The 22,869-nt window shown below is 42.3% G+C and carries 18 protein-coding genes; 4 read left to right on the top strand and 14 right to left on the bottom strand.

Annotated elements, in window-relative coordinates; genetic code table 11:
- Window positions 1-74: 74 nt before the first annotated feature.
- From ACTW1R_RS12990 to ACTW1R_RS13045, 12 genes are all read right to left on the bottom strand, one after another.
- Complete coding sequence (locus ACTW1R_RS12990; RefSeq protein WP_005234200.1) at window positions 75-953, bottom strand: carbohydrate ABC transporter permease; 879 nt, start codon at window positions 951-953, stop codon at window positions 75-77.
- 11 nt (window positions 954-964) lie between these two features.
- Window positions 965-1,912, bottom strand: coding sequence for an ABC transporter permease (locus ACTW1R_RS12995; RefSeq protein ID WP_005234199.1), 948 nt, complete (start codon window positions 1,910-1,912; stop codon window positions 965-967).
- A complete protein-coding gene (locus ACTW1R_RS13000) occupies window positions 1,897-4,410 on the bottom strand; it encodes an exo-rhamnogalacturonan lyase family protein (protein ID WP_271813238.1) in 2,514 nt (837 codons plus the stop codon). The genes ACTW1R_RS12995 and ACTW1R_RS13000 overlap by 16 nt, the downstream gene beginning before the upstream one ends.
- The gene (locus ACTW1R_RS13005; protein ID WP_271813236.1) at window positions 4,385-5,059 is read right to left on the bottom strand and encodes a YesL family protein; all 675 of its coding nucleotides are present in this window, start codon (window positions 5,057-5,059) and stop codon (window positions 4,385-4,387) included. The genes ACTW1R_RS13000 and ACTW1R_RS13005 overlap by 26 nt, the downstream gene beginning before the upstream one ends.
- The gene (locus tag ACTW1R_RS13010; protein WP_271813233.1) at window positions 5,059-5,727 is read right to left on the bottom strand and encodes a DUF1961 family protein; all 669 of its coding nucleotides are present in this window, start codon (window positions 5,725-5,727) and stop codon (window positions 5,059-5,061) included. Before ACTW1R_RS13010 ends, ACTW1R_RS13005 begins: the two co-directional genes overlap by 1 nt.
- A gap of 279 nt (window positions 5,728-6,006) precedes the next feature.
- On the bottom strand, window positions 6,007-7,521 hold the full coding sequence (locus tag ACTW1R_RS13015) for an extracellular solute-binding protein (protein WP_271813231.1): 1,515 nt from the start codon (window positions 7,519-7,521) through the stop codon (window positions 6,007-6,009).
- A gap of 374 nt (window positions 7,522-7,895) precedes the next feature.
- Window positions 7,896-9,413 carry an MGH1-like glycoside hydrolase domain-containing protein gene (locus tag ACTW1R_RS13020; RefSeq protein WP_142965481.1) on the bottom strand — a complete coding sequence of 506 codons (1,518 nt, stop codon included), beginning with the start codon at window positions 9,411-9,413 and terminating at the stop codon, window positions 7,896-7,898.
- Between the two features lie 51 nt (window positions 9,414-9,464).
- The gene (locus ACTW1R_RS13025) at window positions 9,465-10,718 is read right to left on the bottom strand and encodes a glycoside hydrolase family 28 protein (RefSeq protein ID WP_034858964.1); all 1,254 of its coding nucleotides are present in this window, start codon (window positions 10,716-10,718) and stop codon (window positions 9,465-9,467) included.
- Window positions 10,719-11,140: 422 nt separating this feature from the next.
- Window positions 11,141-12,754, bottom strand: a complete 1,614-nt coding sequence (locus ACTW1R_RS13030) for a glycosyl hydrolase family 28 protein (protein WP_016608841.1) — start codon at window positions 12,752-12,754, stop codon at window positions 11,141-11,143.
- A 75-nt stretch (window positions 12,755-12,829) separates the two neighbouring features.
- Complete coding sequence (locus ACTW1R_RS13035) at window positions 12,830-13,663, bottom strand: carbohydrate ABC transporter permease (RefSeq protein ID WP_016608842.1); 834 nt, start codon at window positions 13,661-13,663, stop codon at window positions 12,830-12,832.
- 3 nt (window positions 13,664-13,666) lie between these two features.
- Window positions 13,667-14,626 (bottom strand): carbohydrate ABC transporter permease, encoded by a 960-nt coding sequence (locus tag ACTW1R_RS13040; RefSeq protein WP_016608843.1) that lies wholly within the window; start codon window positions 14,624-14,626, stop codon window positions 13,667-13,669.
- Window positions 14,627-14,813: 187 nt separating this feature from the next.
- Entirely contained in the window at window positions 14,814-16,124 is a 1,311-nt protein-coding gene (locus ACTW1R_RS13045) for an ABC transporter substrate-binding protein (protein WP_489927293.1), read from the bottom strand.
- A 265-nt stretch (window positions 16,125-16,389) separates the two neighbouring features.
- Here ACTW1R_RS13045 and ACTW1R_RS13050 point away from each other — a divergent pair, with 265 nt between their 5' ends.
- The 3 genes from ACTW1R_RS13050 to ACTW1R_RS13060 are packed head-to-tail and all read left to right on the top strand — an operon-like array spanning window position 16,390 to window position 20,232.
- Window positions 16,390-17,046 (top strand): DUF624 domain-containing protein, encoded by a 657-nt coding sequence (locus tag ACTW1R_RS13050; protein WP_010749870.1) that lies wholly within the window; start codon window positions 16,390-16,392, stop codon window positions 17,044-17,046.
- Window positions 17,015-18,784, top strand: a complete 1,770-nt coding sequence (locus ACTW1R_RS13055) for a sensor histidine kinase (RefSeq protein ID WP_016608845.1) — start codon at window positions 17,015-17,017, stop codon at window positions 18,782-18,784. Before ACTW1R_RS13050 ends, ACTW1R_RS13055 begins: the two co-directional genes overlap by 32 nt.
- Window positions 18,781-20,232: a response regulator gene (locus ACTW1R_RS13060; RefSeq protein WP_271813222.1), complete on the top strand. Its 1,452-nt coding sequence runs from the start codon at window positions 18,781-18,783 to the stop codon at window positions 20,230-20,232. Before ACTW1R_RS13055 ends, ACTW1R_RS13060 begins: the two co-directional genes overlap by 4 nt.
- A gap of 156 nt (window positions 20,233-20,388) precedes the next feature.
- Here the strand turns inward: ACTW1R_RS13060 and rhaM are convergent, their stop codons facing one another.
- Window positions 20,389-20,700, bottom strand: coding sequence for an L-rhamnose mutarotase (rhaM, locus tag ACTW1R_RS13065; protein WP_016608846.1), 312 nt, complete (start codon window positions 20,698-20,700; stop codon window positions 20,389-20,391).
- Between the two features lie 39 nt (window positions 20,701-20,739).
- Window positions 20,740-21,846, bottom strand: a complete 1,107-nt coding sequence (gene bglB / locus ACTW1R_RS13070; protein WP_034858968.1) for a beta-galactosidase BglB — start codon at window positions 21,844-21,846, stop codon at window positions 20,740-20,742.
- A 132-nt stretch (window positions 21,847-21,978) separates the two neighbouring features.
- Here bglB and ACTW1R_RS13075 point away from each other — a divergent pair, with 132 nt between their 5' ends.
- Window positions 21,979-22,863 (top strand): AraC family transcriptional regulator, encoded by an 885-nt coding sequence (locus ACTW1R_RS13075; protein ID WP_016608848.1) that lies wholly within the window; start codon window positions 21,979-21,981, stop codon window positions 22,861-22,863.
- Window positions 22,864-22,869 lie beyond the last annotated feature (6 nt).

Raw genomic sequence — 22,869 nt, forward strand, 5'->3', positions numbered from 1 at the left:
TTGTAATAGATTTTATGTAACAAATTGTCATGCGAAAAAACGCATGACAACCTATCCACAACTATTGAAGTGTATCATCCTTTGACGGATCCAATCAGCATTCCTTTGGCAAAATGTTTTTGCAAAAACGGATAGAAGATCAAAATTGGCAAAGTCGCCACAATGATGACTGCAAATTTGATTCCTTGTTCAGGCGGCACATAGTTGGGGTCCATACTTGCTAACGCATTGGCACCACTGGAGGCCATCGTGATCTGTCTTAACAATAACTGAATCGGCCATTTTGCTGAATCGTTGATATAGAGCAATCCACTCATGAAGTCGTTCCAGATACCAACGGCGTAAAAAAGGGTGAAGGTCGCGATCACTGGTTTTGATAAAGGCAAAATGATTTTCCATAAGATCCCTAGTTCCGTACAGCCGTCCATCTTGGCGGATTCTTCCAATTCGATCGGCATTTCTTGGAAAAAGTTTTTGATGATCATTAAGTTGAACGGATTGATTGCAATTGGCAAAATCAATGCCCAATAAGAATTGATCAGTCCTAAATTTTTAACCACGATAAACGTTGGGATCATCCCACCTGAAAAGAGCATTGCAAAAATCACGAGATTCAACAAGGTGTTCCGTCCTTTTAGGTGCTTACGTGATAAAGGATAGGCAAAGGTGAAGGTACAGAAAAGCTGCACCAGCGTGCCAACGATGGTAACGCCGACCGTTACAAGCAAACTACGGATAAAGGTGTTGGTTGAAAAAATAAAGCGATAGGAGTCGAGACTGATCTCATTTGGCCATAAGAAAAACGAACGTGTGGTCAATTCTAACTCCGTAGCAAATGAACCTGCGATCACATAAATAAAAGGAATCACCATGAATAACCCAATCAATGCCAAAAATAGCGCATTAAAAATGTCAAATATTTTCCCTGCCTTCGTATTGTGTAAAGTATCCATCTTTTTCCTCCTTAGTATAAGCCGCTTTCGCCAAAGCGTTTCGCTAATTTATTGGTACAAAGTACGAGGATGATCCCAACGATCGATTTAAATAATCCGACGGCTGTTGAGTAACTGTAAGCGCCATTGGTGATCCCCATCATATACACATACGTATCAAAAACATCTGCTACTGTTCGGTTCAACTGATTGGTCATCAAGAAAATCTGATCAAACCCAGTAGACAAAATCGACCCGATCCGCATGATCAGCATAATGATGATCGTCGAACGAATCGCAGGCAAAGTGATGTGCCACACACGACGGAAACGTCCTGCACCATCCATGATCGCGGCTTCGTATTGTTCCTGATCCACACCTGATAAGGCAGCTAAATAAATAATGGTCCCCCAACCGATCTCTTTCCAAATCGATTGCATCACGATCATGGGGCGGAACCATTGCGGGTCTGAGAGAAAGTCGATTTCAACGCCTGTCAACGAAGCGATAAATTGAGTGATCGCTCCATGATCGATGTTGAATAAGATATGCCAAAGACTAACGACGATCGTCCATGAAAGAAAATGTGGTACATAGACGAAGGTTTGAATGGTCCGCTGAAACAGCTTGTTGCGCAATTCATTCAGTAACAGTGCCAAAAAGATGGGTGCTGGAAACGAAAAGAAGATGTTTAAAAAGGCAATCATCAACGTGTTCCACAAGATCCGAAAGAAATCAGGATTATTGAAGAAATCCATAAAATTTTGTGTTCCAACCCATGGACTATCTGCGATTCCTAAAAAGGGCACATAATCTTTGAAAGCAATGATCAACCCATACATCGGTGCATAACGAAATACTGCAAAATAGATGATCCCGGGAATCGTCAAAATATAGAGCCATTTATTTTGTTTAAAATGGTTGAGAAAACTCCCCCATTGCTCTTTCGTTTTCGGCACTTTTTTTATTGTTGTTTCCATTCATTCTCCTCCTCTAACTCCGCTCCGATCAGTGCTAAACAACAAATCGTATTTAGACCCCACTGTGACAACACATTGGTCGATACCCACGGCATTTCTTTTATTTTTTTCCACGTTGTCGCTGCTTCAATGGTCGCTTCGATCGGCAATGGAACACCCGATTTGTCATTATCAAGCAATAACTGCCAAGCCCTTTGACTGATTGCTTGATCGTTACGCACTCGCCCAGCAAAGGCCATCATCGTCGACGCAAACATTGGCCAGGCAAAATGAGGTTCCGTCAGTACCCCGTTTGATTCTTCTGCTTTTCTCTCAGGACTCAAGCTATAAAACCAGCCAAACTCCCCTAACATCTCTGTCCACTCGGGGTCTTCCAGCACTTGAGCAAGTTCTAACCAAACTTGCGGCGCCCCAAAGGAGATGACCATGTGATAGCCGCCAAAATTCCCAGTTCCTATATAAGATAAGGTTTTGTCTTGTGGATCAAATAACACTGTGGGACCAGACAATAGGCGCTGGGGCATGGCTTTGATGCAGGTGATGCCGGTGCGAATTTTTTCAAGGTAAACAGGATCATTCGTCCGTTCCCACTGGGTAAACCAGTTCGAGACTAGCGCAGCCCAATCTGGTCCGATGCGAATCGGTATCCGTTTCGTTTCTCGTTCATAAAACTCGCGCATCGGTGGTAACGCATCAAAAGCATAGGTTTCATTGTCTTTGACTTGTTCCATAATCTCCCCAATGCGTTCATCCGCTGTCAAATAGTAGTAGTAGCGATGGAGACCCGCCATTGAAATTCGAACTTCTTTTGCTTGGCAGCCCCAATGAATGACATTATGCCGTGACCCTAATCCTTTGTATTCACCAGCATGGTACTGATCGACTTCTGAAGTATGTCTCGTCATGCTTTCAGCCAGATAGTAAACGCTTGGATCACCAGTCCGTAAGAAATCTAGCCAAAGCCACATGTTAGGGACCAATTCAGTGTTTTGCCAAGCGTACCCACCAAGATCGTAGCGCCATTGGTGTCGAAACTGATCATAGGTATGCATGACATCACCATAGTTCCAATAGCCATACCAACTTCTTTGTTGGACTTCTGCTAAATAGAATTGACGCATCTCAGCCAATTGTTGCTCCAGCAACTGTTTCGTTTTCGTTGATTCGTCTGGTAAACTGATCCTGCCAAAAACCTTCGTCTCTTGATAACGCTCAGGCAATGAAACGATCTGGGCAGGTTCTTGGTTTTCTTGAGCTAAGCCCAGCAACACTTCTTCTGATGGGGCTTCTTCATATAGATCCAACCAACAACGCGTCGTATTTGCTACACCAACTGCCGTCGAACGAATCTCTTCCATTCCTTCGTATCCGCTAAGCATATGATCCCGTTTGGAATAGTGCTGAAAATCCATTGGCTTGGCATTCGGTGACCACTGCCACATCGTGATTTGGGTTTCTTTTTGGGTGATGCCTGTCACCTCGATCGCAGATGGTGCTTTTTCCCAAAATTTCTCCATGCTGCAAGCAACGCCGCCGGTTTCTCCCCCAGCGTAAAAGGTACCTGAATAATGCTCGCCATCCCCAATGGGCAACCAACAGTACCCAGCTTCGGTCTGTTTTTCTAATTCAAATGACCGATGATTGATTTGATTGACCCGAAAATTGTCCCAAATAGCATTTTCCACCGCATGAGACAGCATCGGCTCGTCCGCTGGGGTCAATGAAACGAGCTGTCCACTGGCTTGTTCTTGATAGGGAATGTTTTGCTGATAGTGTCGACGTGAAAGTAACAATTGTGCCGCTTCATGATACACAGCGTCTGCAATAAATTTGACTTGTCGATTCCAATTTTCACCTGTCAACGCATAATCAAATGCTATCCCCATGCCTTCATAAGTAAGTGGTTTGATGATAATGACCGTATGAATGATTTCCAATTTGCTGATTTCGCGAAAGATGCGGAACCGTAAAATAAACTCTTGCACCACTTCTTGATCGATCTCGATGACGCCCGATACTTTGATAACGGCTTTTTCTGAACCATTTTCTTCCAACATCAAGTCCGTTACTTTGGACTGCACCTTTTTGTTTTGGTATTGCAGGATTGCGTGAAGATCTTGCAATTTTTTCTGCCCATTGACCGCTACCCAGTCCAATACATTTTTCCCTTCCCCATGTTTCGGGAAGAAGCCTTTGATCGTACCGTTGTCAAAATAAATACCATTGTAAGCTTCCCTAGCAATCGCCTGTTTCTTCTGGACACGCTGTTTTCTTTGAAAAAGTAACTGCGTCGTTTCTGCCACCAGACCACTGTGTCCTGTCCATTTCACACTGCCATCTGGCCAGTAAGCCAGTACTTTCGTTTGCAGCGGCTCCTCCCCCAGCAAAAACAGTTCCTCACTTAGAACCTCAGGTTGTAAAGCTCCTTTTTCCCATGGATACCCAAAACTCAGCCCACGTTTTCCCTTAGGTTTATTTTTGAGCCATTTCAATGCCATGTTCGATTTCCTCCTCTTCCCTCTCTGCAGGTTGAACTGCATCGTTTTTTTGCTTTAGCTTTTGTTCATTTTCATCAAATAATTTCAAGTAAATCCCCATTGTGCCAATGATCCACATCCCAATACTTAAAAATGGAAGGAGACCGGGGAGAAAAAAGCTGATCGTACTACAAATTCCAAACCAAAGGACGCCTAAAAAGGTGCCAATAGGCTGAAAAAAAAGAAAGCGTAGCGAAGCGCCTAGGTACTTCTTCGTTGGGAGCACATAATATTCGTACATGCTAAGCAATGTATTGATCACAGCGATCGCGACGCATTGGCTAACGATCAATAGGATCAAGCCTGTTTGAGTCAATGCCGCTAAAAATCCTTGCTGGATCACCACCATGGGGCACAAATAAAAGAGAATGATCGGTAAGCCCAAGCGATTCGATCGCCAAAAGTTCCTGCGGTAATACCCAAAGAACGTTTGAAAAAAAGGCGGCGATTCCTGTTTAAGGGTTTTCTTTGCTATGTGGAATCCTGCTTGTACGCTAGGCGCCAGTCCAAAGATGATCCCACCTACTAGTGCACCTATAATAACGGTTACATTTATCAGCAAACAATAAAAGACAAAATCTGCTGCTTGATATGCTTTCTGCCAATTCATCACCGTTCCTCCTCTAAGGAATATACCTTTAAGTCTTTATAGCGGGCCTTCATTGGCGCCATTTGCCGAAATCCGATCGCTCCTTTGGTTAATACGGGACCAAACTGTTCCTTATCAAGGTACCTTAACACCAATAAGTCATTGATCCAAAAGGAAATCGTTGCACCTACCTTATCGATTTTTAGGTGATAAAAGCCTCGGGCATCTGCTACACTCGGAAGTGGATCTGCGCCTTGGGCGACCAGATGAAACCCATGACTTTTGCGCAAATTACACGTTTCAAACGCCCGTTCCTCCTCATACTTTCTTCGAAAATAAGAGAGGTGGTAAGCATTGATCCCTCCAGAATGATACTCAGGATATGCCCCGGTTCGTTTGGGTACTTCAGAATCGAAGATCGAGCCACCCTTGCGATTGGCTGCTGCAAAAAAGAGCATACATAAGCCTGGTTCAGCCAGTGGTTGAAACTGCCAGGTGATTCGTAGGTCCGCTGGAAATTGTTGAGGCAGCCATAAAACAAAATGTGGTTGTTTGTTTGATTCTTCAGAATACGTATTCGCCAGAATCATCCCGTCTTGGAAAGTAATTTTGGGCTCTCCTTCAGCAATAAAGTGTTGAATATCTGCTGCTTGATTCAGCGGATTTTCATAGATCAATTTCGCTAACATTTCTTCTTCTCCTTTTATGCGTATATGAGCTGCTTTTCTCTTTTCATAGTAAACTTGACCTACATTTCTAACAATTGACTTTTTTTGAATTCCTTGATATCAAGCGTTAGATTAGGGTTTCCACTTGTTTTTTTCCATTTTTTCTTTTCTGATTTCTTACTACCTGTCTCGTCTCACCTAAATAGTACTCCATTTTATTAGCTGAATAATTAGCTGAAAAAAATTATTGAAAAAGAAAAAGGTTGAGAGCAAGATCCACTCAACCTTCTTCGACTGTCGTTATTGTGCTTGATGAAGGGCATTCGTTTCTTCCATCAGCTGCGTGCCTCCTTGATTCTTCCAAAGTTCGATCGCAGCTTCCCAACCCGCTTCATCGATTTGTCCTGCAATAAATTGAACCCGCGCATCACTAATGATCTGATCAAGCTGTGCCCCTTTTGTTACATACGTATCTGTATTATAGGAGGCTGCTGGGTTAAAGACAGCGTGCTCTAAATCAGCTTCCATCAATGACAATCGTTTTTCATAGCTTTCAGTAGCCGCTTCTGTATCAGGCTTAGCAATATAGTACAGGGTATCTTCCGTTACATTCATCCCAATTTGTGAGTACCCTTTGACCGCATTTGCTAACGCTTCAGCTTCTGATTCTTCTAGTGCGACGGACATTCCATCCACTACTTCAAAATTGATTCCTTCGATTCCGTTGTTCAGCAATACCTGTGCTTCTTTATCATTTAATTTATCAAGGAACGTCAACACCTCTTTTAGATGTTCCTCTGTCTGGACACTCGACTTAGGAATCGCCAAGAAACCAGAATAGCCATCTGTCGGTAACGCATTCATCGTACCGCTATTATCTTTTAAATTCCCTGTAAAGACGACGAGGTCTTCTTCTCCAGCTTGCAATAATTTATTACTGATTTGTGCTGCTCGTGAATACGTATCAATAATGATCCCACCACGTCCATTGATAAACGGCTCATCCCATTTATCTGCTGCCATGGTTGCAAAATCACGATTGACATAGCCTTGTTCCACCATATCTTTAACAAATTGCATTGATTCTAGGTATTCTGGTTGCATAAAGGATGGCTCTAAAGTGCCGTCTATTTCTTTCCAAGCATTTCCTGCCCCAAACCAAGTAGCTAACACATCGTAAGGACTATTGGAATTGATCGAGCCAGGCCATTGGGGAATAATCAAACCAAACGTATCATTTTCACCATTCCCATCGGGATCGTTCTCAGTAAATGCTTTGGCAACCTCATAGAGATCATCGATCGTTTCTGGTACATCTAAGTTTAAGTTTTCTAACCAATCTTTTCGGATGATCACCGCCGTCCGCATCGCATCACGTTTCCGATAAATTCCGTACACTTTGCCATTCACAGAAGAATTACGCAAAACATCCTCGTTAGATTGAGAGAGATTAGGATAATCAGCTAAATAGTCGGTCAAATCCCAAAAAGCGCCATTTTCTGCTGACTTGATAAATCCTCCTGATTTTCCTTGAATGACCATCACTTCTGGAATATCATCTGAAGCTAACGTAATATTCATTTTATCCTCGTAGGATGTATTGGGTGCCCAGGTAATATCAATGTTTTTGCCAGTGTACGCTTCTAATTGCTTCAAAATCTCGTTGTCACTTGCAGGTGGTTCAGTTTCAATGTACGGCGATAAAATCGAAATCGTATCATAATCTGTTGTGGAACCTGCTTCCTCCTTCCCACATGCCGACAAAAAGGCGACTGATAGTAACCCCAAACCAAGAATCGTACTTAATTTTTTCACTACTTTTCCTCCTTAGATTTTGTTGTTGAGCCCGATTGAATAAACCGCTTTCAATACCAAAAGCATAACGAAAAGCAGGATTTCCAGCAATTGACATTTTTTGTTAATCGTTGATATATGGCTGGGTAGGGGTTTGTTGACAACGATCTGCTGAGTCTTCCCTTTCCAAAAAAAGTAAGAACATCTGAAGCACTGGCTCTTGGCTTAAAATCTTCGCTCTCTTTTCTCTATCCGTCTCTAATTTCATGCTATGCTTCTAAATAGATGGACAGATCTTTCTTACTCAAGTAGCACATTCTCTTAAGAAGTTACTTGTGACCAAACCAATTAGGCTGTAAATTTTTCAAATTAAAAAAGACCAATTTCTTGGTCCTTTACAAACTGATTTCAATCTTATTTTTACTCTGATAGTGTTTGCCATTGATCAATACCGTAATGCCTACGCCCTTGCCAAAATGTTCTCCTGATCGATCATACCAGACAGAAATAAAATCACCTTTCATCGGCAAATCCTCAAAAGAAAAATACTCAAGCGTCGTATCTTTAATAGGGTCGATCGTCAGTAGTCCCTCATCAGAAAGATGAATACCACAATATCCACGAATGAATAAATCACTGAAAGCAGAATGATTGTAATCTTTTCCACGTTCATAGCCACCTTTTCCTATGGGCCAGTTCTGGTCTTTTAAAATTTTTCTGGAAAGCCATTCTCCTGTATCTGGATCAATATTTTCATCAAGCCAATTGACTTTTGTCCCATCTGCTTTGTTTCGATAAAAACTATTCGCATAGGTCAGCAATTCTCGTGAAATGTCTGTTGCTTTAAGTGAACTATTTTTGTTTTGCCGTGAGGCTATCATTGCATCGATCGTTTGGGTTGTGGCAAACGGCCAAGATGGTCCATTCCAAAGGCACTCATGATTTTTCTCACTGGGTAAGTTATAACACAGATGATCTCTGGCTGCTGTAGTCAGACCATACTCACCGTGAAAACACATGGGATCACTCAAATAGCGCCAAGCCCTCGCATGAGTATCTTCGGCAATACCAAAGAGCCAAGGGAGATAGCCAATCAATTCTTTTACATTGTGTTGCTTTGGTATTTGTTTAAAATCAAATGTTGCAATTTGCGCATCTTTATCCTCTAAGGGAATCACTTTAAAAAATTCTTCTTCAGAATCCCATAAATACTTTATTATATTTTGTTTTAAAAGTGACGCTTTATTTCGATAGTCTTTAGCAAGTGAAGAATCACCTGCTTGCTCGGCAAAATAGGCAATTCCTAAGGCATTGGCATACATGTAACTATTTAATGTTGGCCTCAATCCGCTACCACTAATAGAACACTCCATGGCATCCCGGTCATCATTTGACCAAAACAAACCATAACGAGTCAGATGATGCGTTTCGATCTCTTGATAAAAGGTTACCAAATGAGGTAATAACTGAACACCATACTCAGCATCTGACCAAAGAATCGCATAATTTTTGATCGCATCAATGATCCAAGACGAATAGGCATACTGATTTCCACTGCCTTTAAACCAAAAATCAACATATTCGTGAATGAGTTCGCGACCACATTTTAACCAACGAGCTTCGGAAAGATGATGTCCAACAGCACAATTGATGGAATTGTATGGTCCTGACCAACGAACGGGTGGTAAAAACTCAGTTATGATCGTTCCCTCTGGTGTGGCTTTCAGATGCTTCCGAAATACCCACCATCGAAAATAATATGCTTCTTCAAATAATGGTTGATTACATGTAAATACTGGGACGTTTTGCATCATCCAGGTTTCTGCGTCAGCATTTGATATACATTGAGAATAAAGTTCTTCATCATTGTGATTAAATGTATCAATATATTTCTTTATAAGATTTTCCCTCATTGTGCCCCTCTCTTTTCCTACTTAGCGATGTACGTTCTCGTTGTCTCTCTACTACCGCTCATACACATCATTTTGATCCAAGGTCGGCGCTAACGCAGTGACGATCGTTTCCACCATCTTTAAGTTCTCAACTCCTGCAATCTTGCCGAACTCGTCGGCATGGATGGAAAGATTTTTTAATGTTAGATTGCGGATCGGTTCTGCTGGGCTGGCCTCGATGAAAAAAGCACGCACGCTTTGTTGTCCTGTTTTGGTAGCTTGCACGTTTTCAATAGTAATGTCGCAGACCTTTGCTGGACCTACTGGAATAGCTGGTTGTACCATCAATTTGTGCCAATAGTCGGGAATCTCTTCCTCATAATCAGCTGGCAGTTCTGGATAACTATAATCTGGGTACCAATTTGTTTGTAAGAGAAAAGGAAAGCCAACATCCTTCATCGTTAAATCCGAAGCAGTGACCTTGCGTATAAATCCACCTCGATTGTTGGCGGATTTGATCCGAAACCCTGCGCCAGTTTGCTCAAAGACGACTTTTTGGATGTTGATCTCTTCGATCCCACCCGAAGTTTCACTACCAATGGCAATTCCTGAACCATACCCTAACTGACAGTCTTTGATCGTGATTTTCCGACAGCTTCTTTGCTGGGCTAAGGCTTCTGCCCCACGTCCCGCCTTGATCGAGATATTGTCATCGTTGCAGGAAATGTAGGCATTTTGAATCGTGACTTCTTCACAGGAATCAATATCGATGCCATCAGTACTAGGCCCTTTTCCATTGTCTATCGTGATGCCGTCGATCAATATGTGGTGAGAATACGTGATTTGGGTATTCCAAAAACCCGACTGTACCGACGAAATGCCTTTGATGGTTACTTGCTGACTTTCATAAACAAGGATATTTCGTGGGCGCTTGCAATCATAATCTGCTGCCCAGCGTAAGCCTTTCTTTGCGTAATCCGCCATCATCCCGCTGGCTTCATCTGTTCCCCAAAACGTTTGCCACCATATTTCTCCACGACCATCAATTTTTCCTTTTCCAGAGATCATGACATTTTCTGCGTGAAAAACATTGATCATCGCTGCAGGCCACTCCATATTGATCCCTGCGACCCGATTATCTACTTCGGGATAATCGGCCAGTTCTTGACTACCATACAGAATCGTATCCTCTGAGACAATCAAGTGCACATTGCTTTTTAAAAACAATGCGCCGATTTGATAGGCGCCGGGTGGTGTAATCACTGTTCCCTGCACAGTTGATGCTTGGTCAATTTCTCGTTGCAATAATTGCGTGATGTCTTCCATTCTTGCTTGCCTCCTACGTTTTTGTTTTAAGCTGTTGATAGGTTTGTCGATACCCATGATTGTAAAAATTGCGCATCGCCAACCTTTTTTCATCTATCATTTCGTTGGATAGAACTGAGTGCTTCTTACTGGCGCTGTCCATCAAGTAAAGCGTTCCTCTTGGCACATCTCGTTGTCTTTTCCCATGTGCTTTCTGGCGTCCTTTTTTCCTACATTCTTTACTATAGTCCCCTTAGCGGCAAAAGAAAGTTCTTTTTGATTTCTGGGGATCGTCTTTTTTTGCATCGTCCTTTCTTGTTAGAAAAATGCGCCTTTTTGTCTACAAAAGCAAAAAGGCGCAACCTGTCAAGGGAGGAAATAAGGTGCTTAACTAACTGTTTCTCATTGGGAGAACCAACGCAGATCATTTTCAAAAGCTTGTTCTACGTGAGTTTCTTTTGTCCCACCATGGATAGTTCGACTGTTTCTTGGCAACTTATTGCGTCACTTATGGCCGCTCGATCAATGATCGCTGCCTCTTTAAAGCTGACCTCCTGACACTGTTCAAAAATCATTTTCTTTTGCCCTTTAGCTGATTCAAAGGCAACTGACTCAAAAGCAACGCGTTGGATCGGTGAAACCTGCTGTGCTTGTTCATCGACAAACCCTTTTAGCTCGACCAAAGGGTTCTGCCCTACGATACGGGTATTCTTGACCAAAATATCCGAAATGATTGGTAACTGTTGGGCTGCCTGACCATCGGCATTGTAAGCGACAGGATGAGCCATGAAACGATCCAACAGGCAATCGATGATCGTCACTTGACGAATATAGCCACCACGATCATTCTGCGCTTTCAATTCTAGCCCATAAAGCGTATTGGTCAGTTGACAATCTCGAAAGGAGATATTTTCGACACCACCAGATTGCTCACTACCAATCGCGATGCCATGTCCCCCACGAATAGCCAAATCAAACAGCCGAATATTTTTCGCTGGTCTATTGATCTGATTTCCTTCTGGATTTTTGCCAGATTTGATTGCGATACAATCATCACCCGTATCAAAAATGGCGTCAAAAATCAGCAAGTTTTGCGAAGAATCTGGATCCCATCCATCGCCATTGTCGATGCCTTTGGACTGAATATTCACCCCATGGGTCACAACGGTGTCACAGTAGATCATATGGATAGTCCAGCATGGTGGATCAATCAACGTCAACTCTGTCAAATGGATGTTTTTGGCCTGCATCATACAGATCAAACGTCCCCTTACTCGTCTTCCAGGTTTTCCATCAGAAACATATTCTGGATACTGTTCACGGTCTGCATAAGAGTTTCGCATCGCCAGTCCTAATGGATTCCCGCCACCAATGATCGTCCCTTTGCCACAAAGACGGACATTTTCACAAACGATACGTCCTCGATCGCCCCGATCGATATACCCAATGTTGATCAATGAACGGAAGCAAAACAATTCCCAGCCTTCATAACGGCTTAATGGTAAGCCCTCTTGATTCACGCTTCCTAAATACTCGTGAGGGGCAACCCGATACGTTTCTATGTCGAGGCTTGCTTGCAATGTGCCATCTACCTGAAAAATCATATTGCTTTTTAGCTCCAACGCACCAGAAAGGATCACCGCCCCTGTTGGGATCCAGACAGTGCCATTGCTAGGGCAATCGTTGATCGCTTGCTGGAGAATGGCGGTACTATCTTCTTTGCCTGCGCTATCAGCATGGTAGGGTGCTTGCGTAACATCTAACACAACACTTTTTTTCTTTGTACGAAAGGTCGTCGTGACTGCGGTATTTGTAAGCAGGCACCCCTGATGATCGAGGCAGATGATCGTTACTTGATACGTTTGATCGGCAGATAAGTTTGTCAACGTCCAATGCGTCTTGTTTGTTGGTCTGGTTTGGATCAAATCGTTGTCTAAAAACAATTGATAACCAAAAATAGCTTGAGCGTGCAGCGGCTTCTCCCAAATAAGGGTCGCTTGATGAGCGCCGATCGTGCTTGGTACGACATGAAAATCAATTACTTGAAATGGTTCCATCGGTTTGTCCTTTCTTCAACGAATTCATTCAATAGAAAAAAGATATTCCAAAACAGCGAATATCTTTTTCCACAATTATTTAAGACCAGTCGTGCTGATGCCTTCAACAATGTATTTTTGAAAAATAAAGAAGATGATCAACACAGGCAGTAAGGAGACCACAGACATCGCGAACATCGCTCCCCAATTGGAAGTGCTGCTAGCATCTAGGAACTGCTTTAAGGCAATCGATACCGTGTAGTTTTGCGGACGTGTAAGGTACAGCATCGGTCCGATCAGTTCTTCCCATTTCCAATAGAAAGAGAAGATCGCAGCGTTTGCCAAGGAAGGCTTCATCAACGGTAGAATCACGCGGAAGAAAATACCGACCCGTCCACAGCCGTCCATTTTTGCTGCTTCATCTAAATCTGTCGGGATCGCAGAGACGAATTGAACCATCATGAAAATAAAGAAAGCTTGTCCGAAGTATGAAGGAACGGTTACCGGACGAATCGAGTTAAGCCAGCCTAATTGATTAAACCAAAGATACTGAGGCACCATGATGATCTCTTGCGGCAGCATCATCGTGACCAAGATACAAGCAAACCAAAAGCCTTTTCCTTTGAAAGGAATTCGACCAAATCCATAAGAAATGACAGCCGAAGAACAGACCGCCCCTACCATTGAAATCAACGCGATTTGCAACGAGTTGAAAATATAGCGAATGAAGGGAATCCCTGCGATCCCTTCAAACCCCTTGGTAAAATTTTCTAACGTCCAGTTTCGGGGGATCAACTCCGTTGCCGTTCGAAAAATGTCACTACTAGGTTTAAAGGCACTAAACAGCAGCCAGAAAATCGGATAAAGCATCAGTAATGCAGCAACTAAGATCACGGCATCAAAGAAATAATTTTGTTTTTGTTCACGCATCAATCAAACCTCCTCGTTTTCTTTAAACACCCAAAATTTCGATGTTGCGAACAACAGAATCGTAATCAACCCAACGATGACCAGTAAAATCCACGCTAAGGCTGAAGCATAGCCCATTTTGAAATCGGTAAAGGCTCGTTGATACATGTACAAGGAATAGACTAACGTGCCGTTACGGGGTGAACCCGTCCCATTCGAAATGATAAACGCAGGTGTAAACGTCAAAAAGGCCATGATCGTTTGATAGATCAGATTGAAAAAGATGATTGGCGTCAGGACTGGAACCGTGATATTGAAAAACTGTCTGATTTTTCCTGCCCCATCAATTTCTGCCGCTTCGTAATAATCTTTCGGAATATTTTTCAAACCGGATAAGAAAATCAACATCGACGAGCCAAATTGCCACGCTGCTAATAAAATCAAGGTCATCAACGCTAAGCCAGGACTTTTAAAGAAGTAGATCGGGTCTAAGCCGATCGCCGCTAGCACGCCATTGATCAACCCTGAATCGCCAAAAAGATTCCGCCACATGATCGAGACCGCCACGCTCCCACCTAAAATCGAAGGGATATAAAATAATACCCGATAAGCGCCGCTTAATTTCGATGGGCGGTTGATCAGCATCGCCACTGCTAATGCGACGATCAGCCGTAAAGGGACTGCCAACACAACATATTTCAGCGTAACAGTCAGTGACTGAACAAACTTGGGATCATTCGTAAAAATCGTCTTAAAGTTATTCCAGCCAACAAATTGCGCCTCTGTCAATAAATCATAGTCATGAAAAGACATAAAAAGAGAAATCCCCATCGGGACGATAATAAAAGCAAAAAAGCCAATGATGAAGGGTGAGATAAATAAGTAGCCTGTAACCATATTCTGTTTTGATTCTGGTAATCGATTAAACCAGCTTTTGAGTTTCCCAGGTTCTTTTGCCGTGGGTGATTTTGATTGTAGTTCCATAATTTTCACTTCCTACCTCCTATAGTTGATTACGCTTACAAGTTGATTTTAACGAAGTGCTTCTTAAGAATGAATAGAAAAAAAAGTACAGAAATGTGAAAAACTAGAGGACCTATTTTTTTCCCCCATTGTTTCTCCTAAAAAAACGCCTTTACTGAAAAAGTCAGTAAAGGCGCCGCAGCTATGCTTATTGATAGTTTTCTGCAAAAATTTCTTCGCAGCGTTGCGTAAAGGCATCATAAGTTTCTTCTGGTGTCATCGTGCCATAAGTGATCTCTGCGTACAGCTCTTTAAAGTACGTGTTGATTTCAGCAAACCCAATTGGTGGGATTGGGGATGGATCACCGACGATGTCTGCAATATCATCTAAGAAATCAGAGGACTCTTGTTCTTCTGGTGTCATGTCGGCATAAAGCAATTCTTTGATGGCATCATTGGAAGGAATTCCCCGCTCAGTACCGATGATCTTATTGGCTTCTTCACTATTCACTAAAAAGTCAACAAACTTCGCAGCTGCTTCTTTTGATTCAGAAGCATTCGCGATCGAATAAAAGAACCCTGGTCGATACGCCATCGCCCCGTTTTCTGAGTCGAATGGACGAGCCAAGTTGATTTCGACATCTTCTGCGGCGGAGGCCTTATAGGTCAAGTATTGATTGGACCAAGTCATCATATAGGCTGCTTTTCCTTGTGAAAACGGATATTGATCCATACTGTTGGCATTGCTAGTCACTTCTGCGGTTGGCATTGCTTTGGCTTGCGTAAGATCTGCGATATCCCCCATAAATTCAACCCAGTTTTCTTTGGAAAAACCGATCTCTGGTTTGCCGTCTGCATCGTATTGGTATAGATCTTCGCCTTTAGTACGTAAAAAGTATTGCAAAATCGTACTGTTGTCATTGTTATCATTCCAACCATAATCACCGGTTGCTTCAGCGATCGCTGCCGTACTTTCTACAAGGTCATCGAAGGTATAATTGCTAAAGTCGATCCCAGTGCCCCCTTGTTCTACCAATGAGGGATTGTAGAGCATCGCCATCGTATTGACAGAAGTTGGTATGCCAAAAACTTTTCCATCTAACTCGCCAGTTGCTAAAATTGATTCTTTGATATCATCGGTTTGAATCTCATTGCCGATAAATTCCGACATATCTGCTAATTGATTTTTCGTTCCATATTGCGCAATGTACTGCACATCCATCTGGATCACATCAGGTAATTCTCCAGAAGCCGCTTTTGTTGCTAGTTTTTTCCAATGGTCATCCCAAGAACCATATTCATATTCAACTTTGATGTCAGGATTGTGTTTCTCAAATTCTTTGATCGATTCGATATACTTCTCGTGTCTGACTTCTGAGCCCCACCAGGTAAAGGAAATCGTCGTTTTCCCATCTGCATCAGCTTCTGAGCTTCCGCTACTATTGCCGTTGTTGCCACAAGCTGCTAAGGTCGCCCCAAGAAACAACAAGCTCGCTGCTTTTAAAAAAGTTTTCTTCATTCTTCTACACTCCTTTTTTGTTTGCGCTTACAATGTGATTGTAATGGAAATCCTCGTTAATAAAAATGAAAAAACAAGAGCAAATATGTGAAAAACTAGACTGCCGTTTTTGCTGAAGGCTAAGCCTTCACGGGCAATAGCTAGAAAAAAATAGAAAAACAGATGAAAAATGTAAAAAAACAGACATGCTCTATTTTTTCCAATATACTATGCTATACTAGCGTTGAAAAGGCTTACTTTTCAAAAAACAAGGTAGGTGGAAACAATGAAAAAAATACAAACCGGACTGTTTCGTCTTTTTACGGTAACAGCTTATTTTGCTAAATTAAACCTTTTATGGCTTTTCTTTACCCTTTTAGGGTTGGGGATTTTTGGCTTCGGTCCTGCCACCGCTGTCACGATTAAATGTTTACATGATTTTCGTAAAACTGGCCATGACTATTCAGCTGTTGCCTTCTGGCAAGCCTACAAGCAAGCCTTTCGCACCTTTTCCCTTTTTGGCATCGGATTATTGAGTACAGTACTCCTGTTGTTGTTTAACTTACGGATTACTCATTTTTTCCCGACTGAAATGGCTTGGCTGCGCCCTGTCTATTTACTTTTAACGATTCTCCTCCTTTACACTGCATTCATCAGCTTTATGACCTATGCCAAAGCCGAACAACACGCTTGGAAACAGACCTTGTACGTCAGTATCTTTCTAGTCTTTCGCTACCCACTGCAAGGCCTTGCCTTGTTGTTTACCTGGTATTTATTGTTTCTCTTATTGACTGCCAAAACCTCCTTGTTACTCGTCTTTGGACTAGTGATTTTCTTGTTTTTCGCTGAATTTTTTCATGGTCAGATGATTGAAAAAACCAAACAATTGCAAGCAAAGCGAGGCAGTGTCCATGAAGTCCCAGAAGCTGATCAATCACTTTAAAAAGCAGCCTTTTGAGCGACAGTTACATTTTGTCTTTTTTGCGACGGTGGCAATTATCGTCTCATTGGCTGTTCTCCTGACCTTAGTTTGGCGACAAGTCTACATGGCGCAGCTGAAAGAAGCCGCGTATAAAGATGTCTCGATCATTTCAACAAATATCGCCAAACGTTTAACTGCCGTCGAAACCCTCTCTTTTCGCATTATCGATAGTGCACCGATCCAAAATGGCCTACAAAGGATCTTGGCACAAGATTCCTTGCAATCCTTAGAAGCGATCGACCAAAAGAATGCCTTAAGTGCAGAAATCAACGCCCTCGTACGCAATGAATCAACGATTCAAAACGTCTATCTCTTTACCCCAACGAACGAAAACATGATCAACTTTCTAGCCGAGACCGACCATATCTTTAATGGCCAAACCATCAAAGATATGATCGAGACTTTGCCCGATAAGCCTGCCAAAGGGAGTTGGTTTTTTGCAAAAGACCTTTCTCAAGGTGTCTATCTGCGAAAAATCTATTCAACAGCCGATCTTTCTTTAACCTATATTGGTACGGTGATATTTCTAGTCAATACGTCCTTCTTTCGTAACGAGATCGAAAGTCTTCCTATTGTCTCTGAACAAAACCAATTTTTCATGGCGTATCAGAACCAATTTTATAGTACCGCAAATGACGAGCAAACCCTCGCTGCGGATCAAAATACCTTGCAGCAGAAAATGGGAACCTTCCAGCGATCGATCGGCTCCATGACGTTTGATAATCGCCAGTACTACTATGCAATGGATCGGAAGACGATGCCGAATATGACCTTCATTTATTTACTGCCTGAAAACCAAGTCTTAGCGGATCTTTATAAACTACAAGGCCTTTCCATCGCTGTTAGTTTGCCTTTTTTATGTTTGATTATTGTTGTGATTCGGAAAATAAGCAATCAGCTGACCCGTCCTTTAGCTGACTTGGCTTCGCAAATGGCCGTTCTGCGGAAAACGAAAAAACTGGCCTCTTTAAAGACCCTCGCTGTCCCAGAAAATAGTCAAGAAGAGATCATGGTCCTTTACGAAAGCTACAATACGATGATCGATGAATTAAATGCCTTGATCAAGGACAATTATGAAATGCGTATTTTGTCCCAAGAAATCGAATTTAAGGGATTGCAAGCGCAATTAGATCCACATTTTCTCTACAATACGTTAGACTCGATCAACTGGATCGCCATTGAAAATCAGCAGTGGCAGATCTCAGAGATGGTCACCTCCCTTGCCTATTTGTTTCGTAAAAAAATCGATACCAAGTCTGACTTCACGACGCTGCAAGATGAGTTAGATATCGTGCATGCCTATATCAATATTCAAAACGTTCGCTTCGGGAAACGGATCGAGTATATCGAAGTAATTTTGGTGAATGACCTGTCCTTTAAGATTCCTAAGTTACTAATTCAACCATTGATTGAAAATGTCTTTAAATACGCCGTCAATGATATGAAGGAAACGTGTCGCCTCATCCTCACGATTGAACAACAAGCAACCTTTCTCCAAGTCAGTGTCTCTGACAATGGCCCTGGTTTTAAAGCCAACTTCTCGATTGAAAAAGAAGGCGGCATCGGATTGACCAATATTCAAAAACGATTGCAACTGCATTATGGTGATCAAGCGTCGTTAGCCATCGTCTCCTCGATTCCCTTCAAAAAGACGACGGTGCGCTTTGTGATCCCCTTAAAAGGAGTGAGTGAAACATGAAAAATATCCTCGTTGTTGACGATGAACCCTTGATAGCAAATGGTGTGGCTAACCTCGTTGCTTCTTTTGATTTCCCATTAGTGGTCAAAGGAATTTACACAGACAGTGAAGAAGCCTTGGCATTTTGTCAGCAAAACACCATCGACATCGTGATTACCGACATCAATATGCCTAAAGTCAATGGACTTGCCTTGATCAAAAAATTAAAAGCCATCAATCCTGCGATTCAAATCATTATTTTGACAGGTTTTGGCAGCTTCTCCTTTGCCAAAGAAGCGATGGCTTTAGGGGTCAAATTTTTCCTTGAAAAACCTGTTTTTCCGAGCAAGCTTTCAGAAGCGTTGGCTGAGACGATCGAACGCTCTGAACGTCGCCAAATGGAATCTACCCTCTATTTAAAACAACAAATTGAACAATACATCAATAGCTGCGGAGAAGAACCGCTGCCTGAATCGTTAGTTTTTCCATTTTGTATGTACTTATTTGATTCGAAATTCTATCACGCCATCGCTAAGCGGATCGAAAGCTATGAGAACCATCACGAGTTGGTGATCGGTCATCAAAACAAAGTTGGCTATATCCTGAACTTCAGTACGGAAAATACCTTTAATCTCTTTTTTAAAACGAAGGTACAGGCTGCGCATCTAGGAAAAGGGATCGCCATCAATTGCTGGGTCGAAACTCCCGAAAAATTTTTACTCAGTTATCATTTAGGCAAGCGGAACTTGGATAAGGAGTTTTATTTTGATACCTTTGAAGTCATCCAAGAAGCCCAAATCTCACAAGAAAATGTCTATGAAAATAGTCTCTATATGGAATACCGTGAAAAACTTTTGGCATTGATCGACAAAGGCGAACTGACTTTAGCCCAAGTTCTTACGGAAAACTTTTTTTCTACCTGTCGCATGGAGCTTTACCCTGTCCAACTATTGCGGCTGCAGGTCAACGATTTGTTATCGGCAATTTTTGAAAACCATCGCATCAAAAAAGACATTTACTTTGATGACTATTCCCCAAAGATCATGCTCTTGAATAATTGGCACGAACTCCAGTTTATGCTGCTTCACTGTATCGATTTGATGCGGGGCAGCTTAGATGATAGCGAGAACATGCAGCTGTCCCAAAAGGTCAACCTGATCATCGAAGAATATTATGACCATGAAGCATTGTCATTGAAATGGATCGCAGCCCATCTTTTGTACTTGAATCCTGAATACTTAGGAAAAACCTATTACAAAGAAACCGGGATTCGCTTCAATCAAAAATTAGCCGAATACCGCATCCAAAAAGCACAAGAACTGCTGAAGAAAAACTACAAAGTCTACGAAGTGGCAGCGATGACGGGCTTTAGCAATGCGCCTGAATATTTTGTTCAAACGTTCAAAAAGATTACTGGTATGACACCAAAGAAATTTTTGAAGCAGCAAGAAAAAGCCCTTCTCTCTTAACGTTTCTTCTATAACGAAAGCATTGTTTTGCTATTTCAACAAAAGAGGTAGTCCGCTCACGAATGTGAGCGAACTACCTCTTTGGCTAACCAGTGATTGATGTCAAACAACTGATGCGACCGTGTTCGTTTTAAGGAATGAGCATTTTTGTCTAGCTTACAGCGTAAAGACTTCCTTTAACTCCTGTGTCACTGGCGAATCATCCGAATTTGTTTCCATGAGTTCTGCCATGTAATGCCACCATTTTTGGTTGATCTCGGTTGCCGCTAACTGCTGCCAGCGGGTTTCATCTTCAATCTCAAGGTAGCCAAACAACGCAAGGGTTTCTGGATCTAAGAAAATCTGGTAGCTTTTCGCCCCGTGTGCTATGAGCTGCTCTTTTAGTTCTGGCCATAGTTCGCGATGCCGTTTTTCATATTCTGCTTCATAACCAGGATGTAGCTTCATCCGAATCGCTTTTTTGATCATCTTTGTTTGCTCCTCTCTTTATTGCGTAAGGTGTTTAACTTAACAAAATGAAACCAATAGTTCAGTAAATGCTAAGACTGTCAGTGATTGCCCGTAAGGCATCGCCGTAATCGCAATGTTTTTGTAGTACGCCAAGTCTTCTCCCATTCCAGTGCCGATGGAAACATTTTGGACTTCTCCATCTTCTGCGACTTGTTCGATCAAACCGGCTAACGCTTTATAGGCAACATCTTCCCAAGCTTTGTCAATGTAACGCTTATGAACGGCTTTTAAAATCCCATAGGCAAAACCAGCCGTCGCGGAAGCCTCCACATACGAGCTAGGATCGTCTAACAAGGTGTGCCACAGGCCACTTTCATCTTGCATTTCTTGCAAGGCAGTTAGTTGGTCTAAGAGGGTATTGATCAAGAAGCTACGTAACGCATCTCCTTCTCGCAAGTCGAGAATTTCAATGATCTCAGGAATCGCAATGGTGATCCAGCAGTTGCCTCTTGCCCAAAGCGCTTGTGCATAATTGTGGCGTTCTTCAAAGGTCCAGCCGTGGAACCAAAGCCCAGTTTTTTTATCCACTAAGTATTTGATATGGATCATAAATTGTTGTTTTGCTTCTTCGATATAAGCCGGACGATTCAGCAACATGCCAATTTTCGCCAAAGGCAAAGCAGTCATCATCAAGGTATCGTCCCAAAGCTGGTTACGATTTTCTGGTCCATAGGTCGCATGCTGCAGACCATTTTCGTCGGTTCGCGGCATATCATGCATGACCCATTCCGCCCATTGTTCAAGGTAAGGCAAGTAACGAGAATCTTTGGTGTCTTCATAAAGATACGCCATTGCCAAAAGCGGCGCCATCGTGTTGACATTTTTAGGCGGCGCGCCTTCTAACATCCGCTGCTCAAACCATTCTTCCACAACTTGGAGCGCTTTAGGATTTTTGGTGATTTGGTAGTTTTTATAAATGCCATATAGTCCCACTCCTTGCGGCCAGTTCCAAATCCCCCAGCTTTTATCATCAACGATCAAGCCGTCAAAGTCTAATAGAAATTCACCATTATCATCCTTGATCGTCGTTAAATTTTCGATCATGCGATCAATTTTTTCTTCCACGACACGTTTTTCCACAAATAACTGTTCTAAAATCACCATTGGGTTCATCCTCTCATTTCTCTTTGATAGATTGATCGTAACACGCTTACATTTACACGAAAATAGCAGTTATTGACACTTTACTATCTATTCTTGTATGATAAAATCAAACGAGCACGAAAGGAGCCAATCATGGAGAAGCAAAGTGCGGACACGATGATCAACGATCGCTTTGAGGCCTTTCATATCAAAGACATCGTAGAAGAAAACAATACCCTTTATCATTACCATAGTTTTTATGAGATTCACTGTACCTTAAAAGGATCAGCGGTCTTCTTTATCGATGGCGGAGAATTCCCTCTAGAACCTGGTACGATCATCTTGATTCCTCCGAATGTCTTGCATCGAATCGTCCATCAAACTTCTGATTTTTTCGAGCGAACCTACCTGTATATCAATCCTAGTTATCTCGCTGCCCTCTCCACTACCCAAACAGATCTCACTGCCTGTTTTCGTAGCAACGGCGGCATCAACAGTCGTGTTTTATCGATCGATGCCGACCAACTAGACCAGCTATTGCGACCTTTGCGAAAAAAAACGGATAGCAATTATGGCACCGACTTACTTTATCAAAATCATTTGATCGCGTTTTTGATTTCCATCAATACGATTGCCTATCAGGAAAAAGAACCGCTGTTTTTATCCGACTCACTCTATAAAAATAAAGACATTTTGGCTGCCATTACCTATATCAATCAGCATTTGACCGCTGATCTCTCTTTAGATACTGTCGCCAAAGCCCTTTTCATGAGCCCATACTCGCTTTCAAGGACCTTCAAAAAAGAAACTGGCGTCGCCTTTCATGCCTATGTCGTAAAGAAACGACTCTTAAAGAGCAAAGAAATTTTACGTAAAACCAGAAGCGCCACCGCCACCTTCGAAGCTTGCGGCTTCAACTCCTATACCCATTTTTTACGCTGCTTCAAACAAGAATTTCAGCTGACACCAAAAGAATTTTTACAAGAAGAAGCCCAAAATCAGTTTGTTCGTTTTACGCATTTTGCAGGGAAAAAATAGCAAGCC

Source organism: Enterococcus sp. R12 (assembly GCF_058135755.1).

What these genes read in the sequence shown, in the direction of transcription:
- ACTW1R_RS12990 (WP_005234200.1), bottom strand. Translation starts at nt 953, where the DNA reads ATGGATACTTTACACAATACGAAGGCAGGGAAAATATTTGACATTTTT.
- ACTW1R_RS12995 (WP_005234199.1), bottom strand. Translation starts at nt 1,912, where the DNA reads ATGGAAACAACAATAAAAAAAGTGCCGAAAACGAAAGAGCAATGGGGG.
- ACTW1R_RS13000 (WP_271813238.1), bottom strand. Translation starts at nt 4,410, where the DNA reads ATGGCATTGAAATGGCTCAAAAATAAACCTAAGGGAAAACGTGGGCTG.
- ACTW1R_RS13005 (WP_271813236.1), bottom strand. Translation starts at nt 5,059, where the DNA reads ATGAATTGGCAGAAAGCATATCAAGCAGCAGATTTTGTCTTTTATTGT.
- ACTW1R_RS13010 (WP_271813233.1), bottom strand. Translation starts at nt 5,727, where the DNA reads ATGTTAGCGAAATTGATCTATGAAAATCCGCTGAATCAAGCAGCAGAT.
- ACTW1R_RS13020 (WP_142965481.1), bottom strand. Translation starts at nt 9,413, where the DNA reads ATGAGGGAAAATCTTATAAAGAAATATATTGATACATTTAATCACAAT.
- ACTW1R_RS13025 (WP_034858964.1), bottom strand. Translation starts at nt 10,718, where the DNA reads ATGGAAGACATCACGCAATTATTGCAACGAGAAATTGACCAAGCATCA.
- ACTW1R_RS13030 (WP_016608841.1), bottom strand. Translation starts at nt 12,754, where the DNA reads ATGGAACCATTTCAAGTAATTGATTTTCATGTCGTACCAAGCACGATC.
- ACTW1R_RS13035 (WP_016608842.1), bottom strand. Translation starts at nt 13,663, where the DNA reads ATGCGTGAACAAAAACAAAATTATTTCTTTGATGCCGTGATCTTAGTT.
- ACTW1R_RS13040 (WP_016608843.1), bottom strand. Translation starts at nt 14,626, where the DNA reads ATGGAACTACAATCAAAATCACCCACGGCAAAAGAACCTGGGAAACTC.
- ACTW1R_RS13045 (WP_489927293.1), bottom strand. Translation starts at nt 16,124, where the DNA reads ATGAAGAAAACTTTTTTAAAAGCAGCGAGCTTGTTGTTTCTTGGGGCG.
- ACTW1R_RS13050 (WP_010749870.1), top strand. Translation starts at nt 16,390, where the DNA reads ATGAAAAAAATACAAACCGGACTGTTTCGTCTTTTTACGGTAACAGCT.
- ACTW1R_RS13055 (WP_016608845.1), top strand. Translation starts at nt 17,015, where the DNA reads ATGAAGTCCCAGAAGCTGATCAATCACTTTAAAAAGCAGCCTTTTGAG.
- ACTW1R_RS13060 (WP_271813222.1), top strand. Translation starts at nt 18,781, where the DNA reads ATGAAAAATATCCTCGTTGTTGACGATGAACCCTTGATAGCAAATGGT.
- rhaM (WP_016608846.1), bottom strand. Translation starts at nt 20,700, where the DNA reads ATGATCAAAAAAGCGATTCGGATGAAGCTACATCCTGGTTATGAAGCA.
- bglB (WP_034858968.1), bottom strand. Translation starts at nt 21,846, where the DNA reads ATGGTGATTTTAGAACAGTTATTTGTGGAAAAACGTGTCGTGGAAGAA.
- ACTW1R_RS13075 (WP_016608848.1), top strand. Translation starts at nt 21,979, where the DNA reads ATGGAGAAGCAAAGTGCGGACACGATGATCAACGATCGCTTTGAGGCC.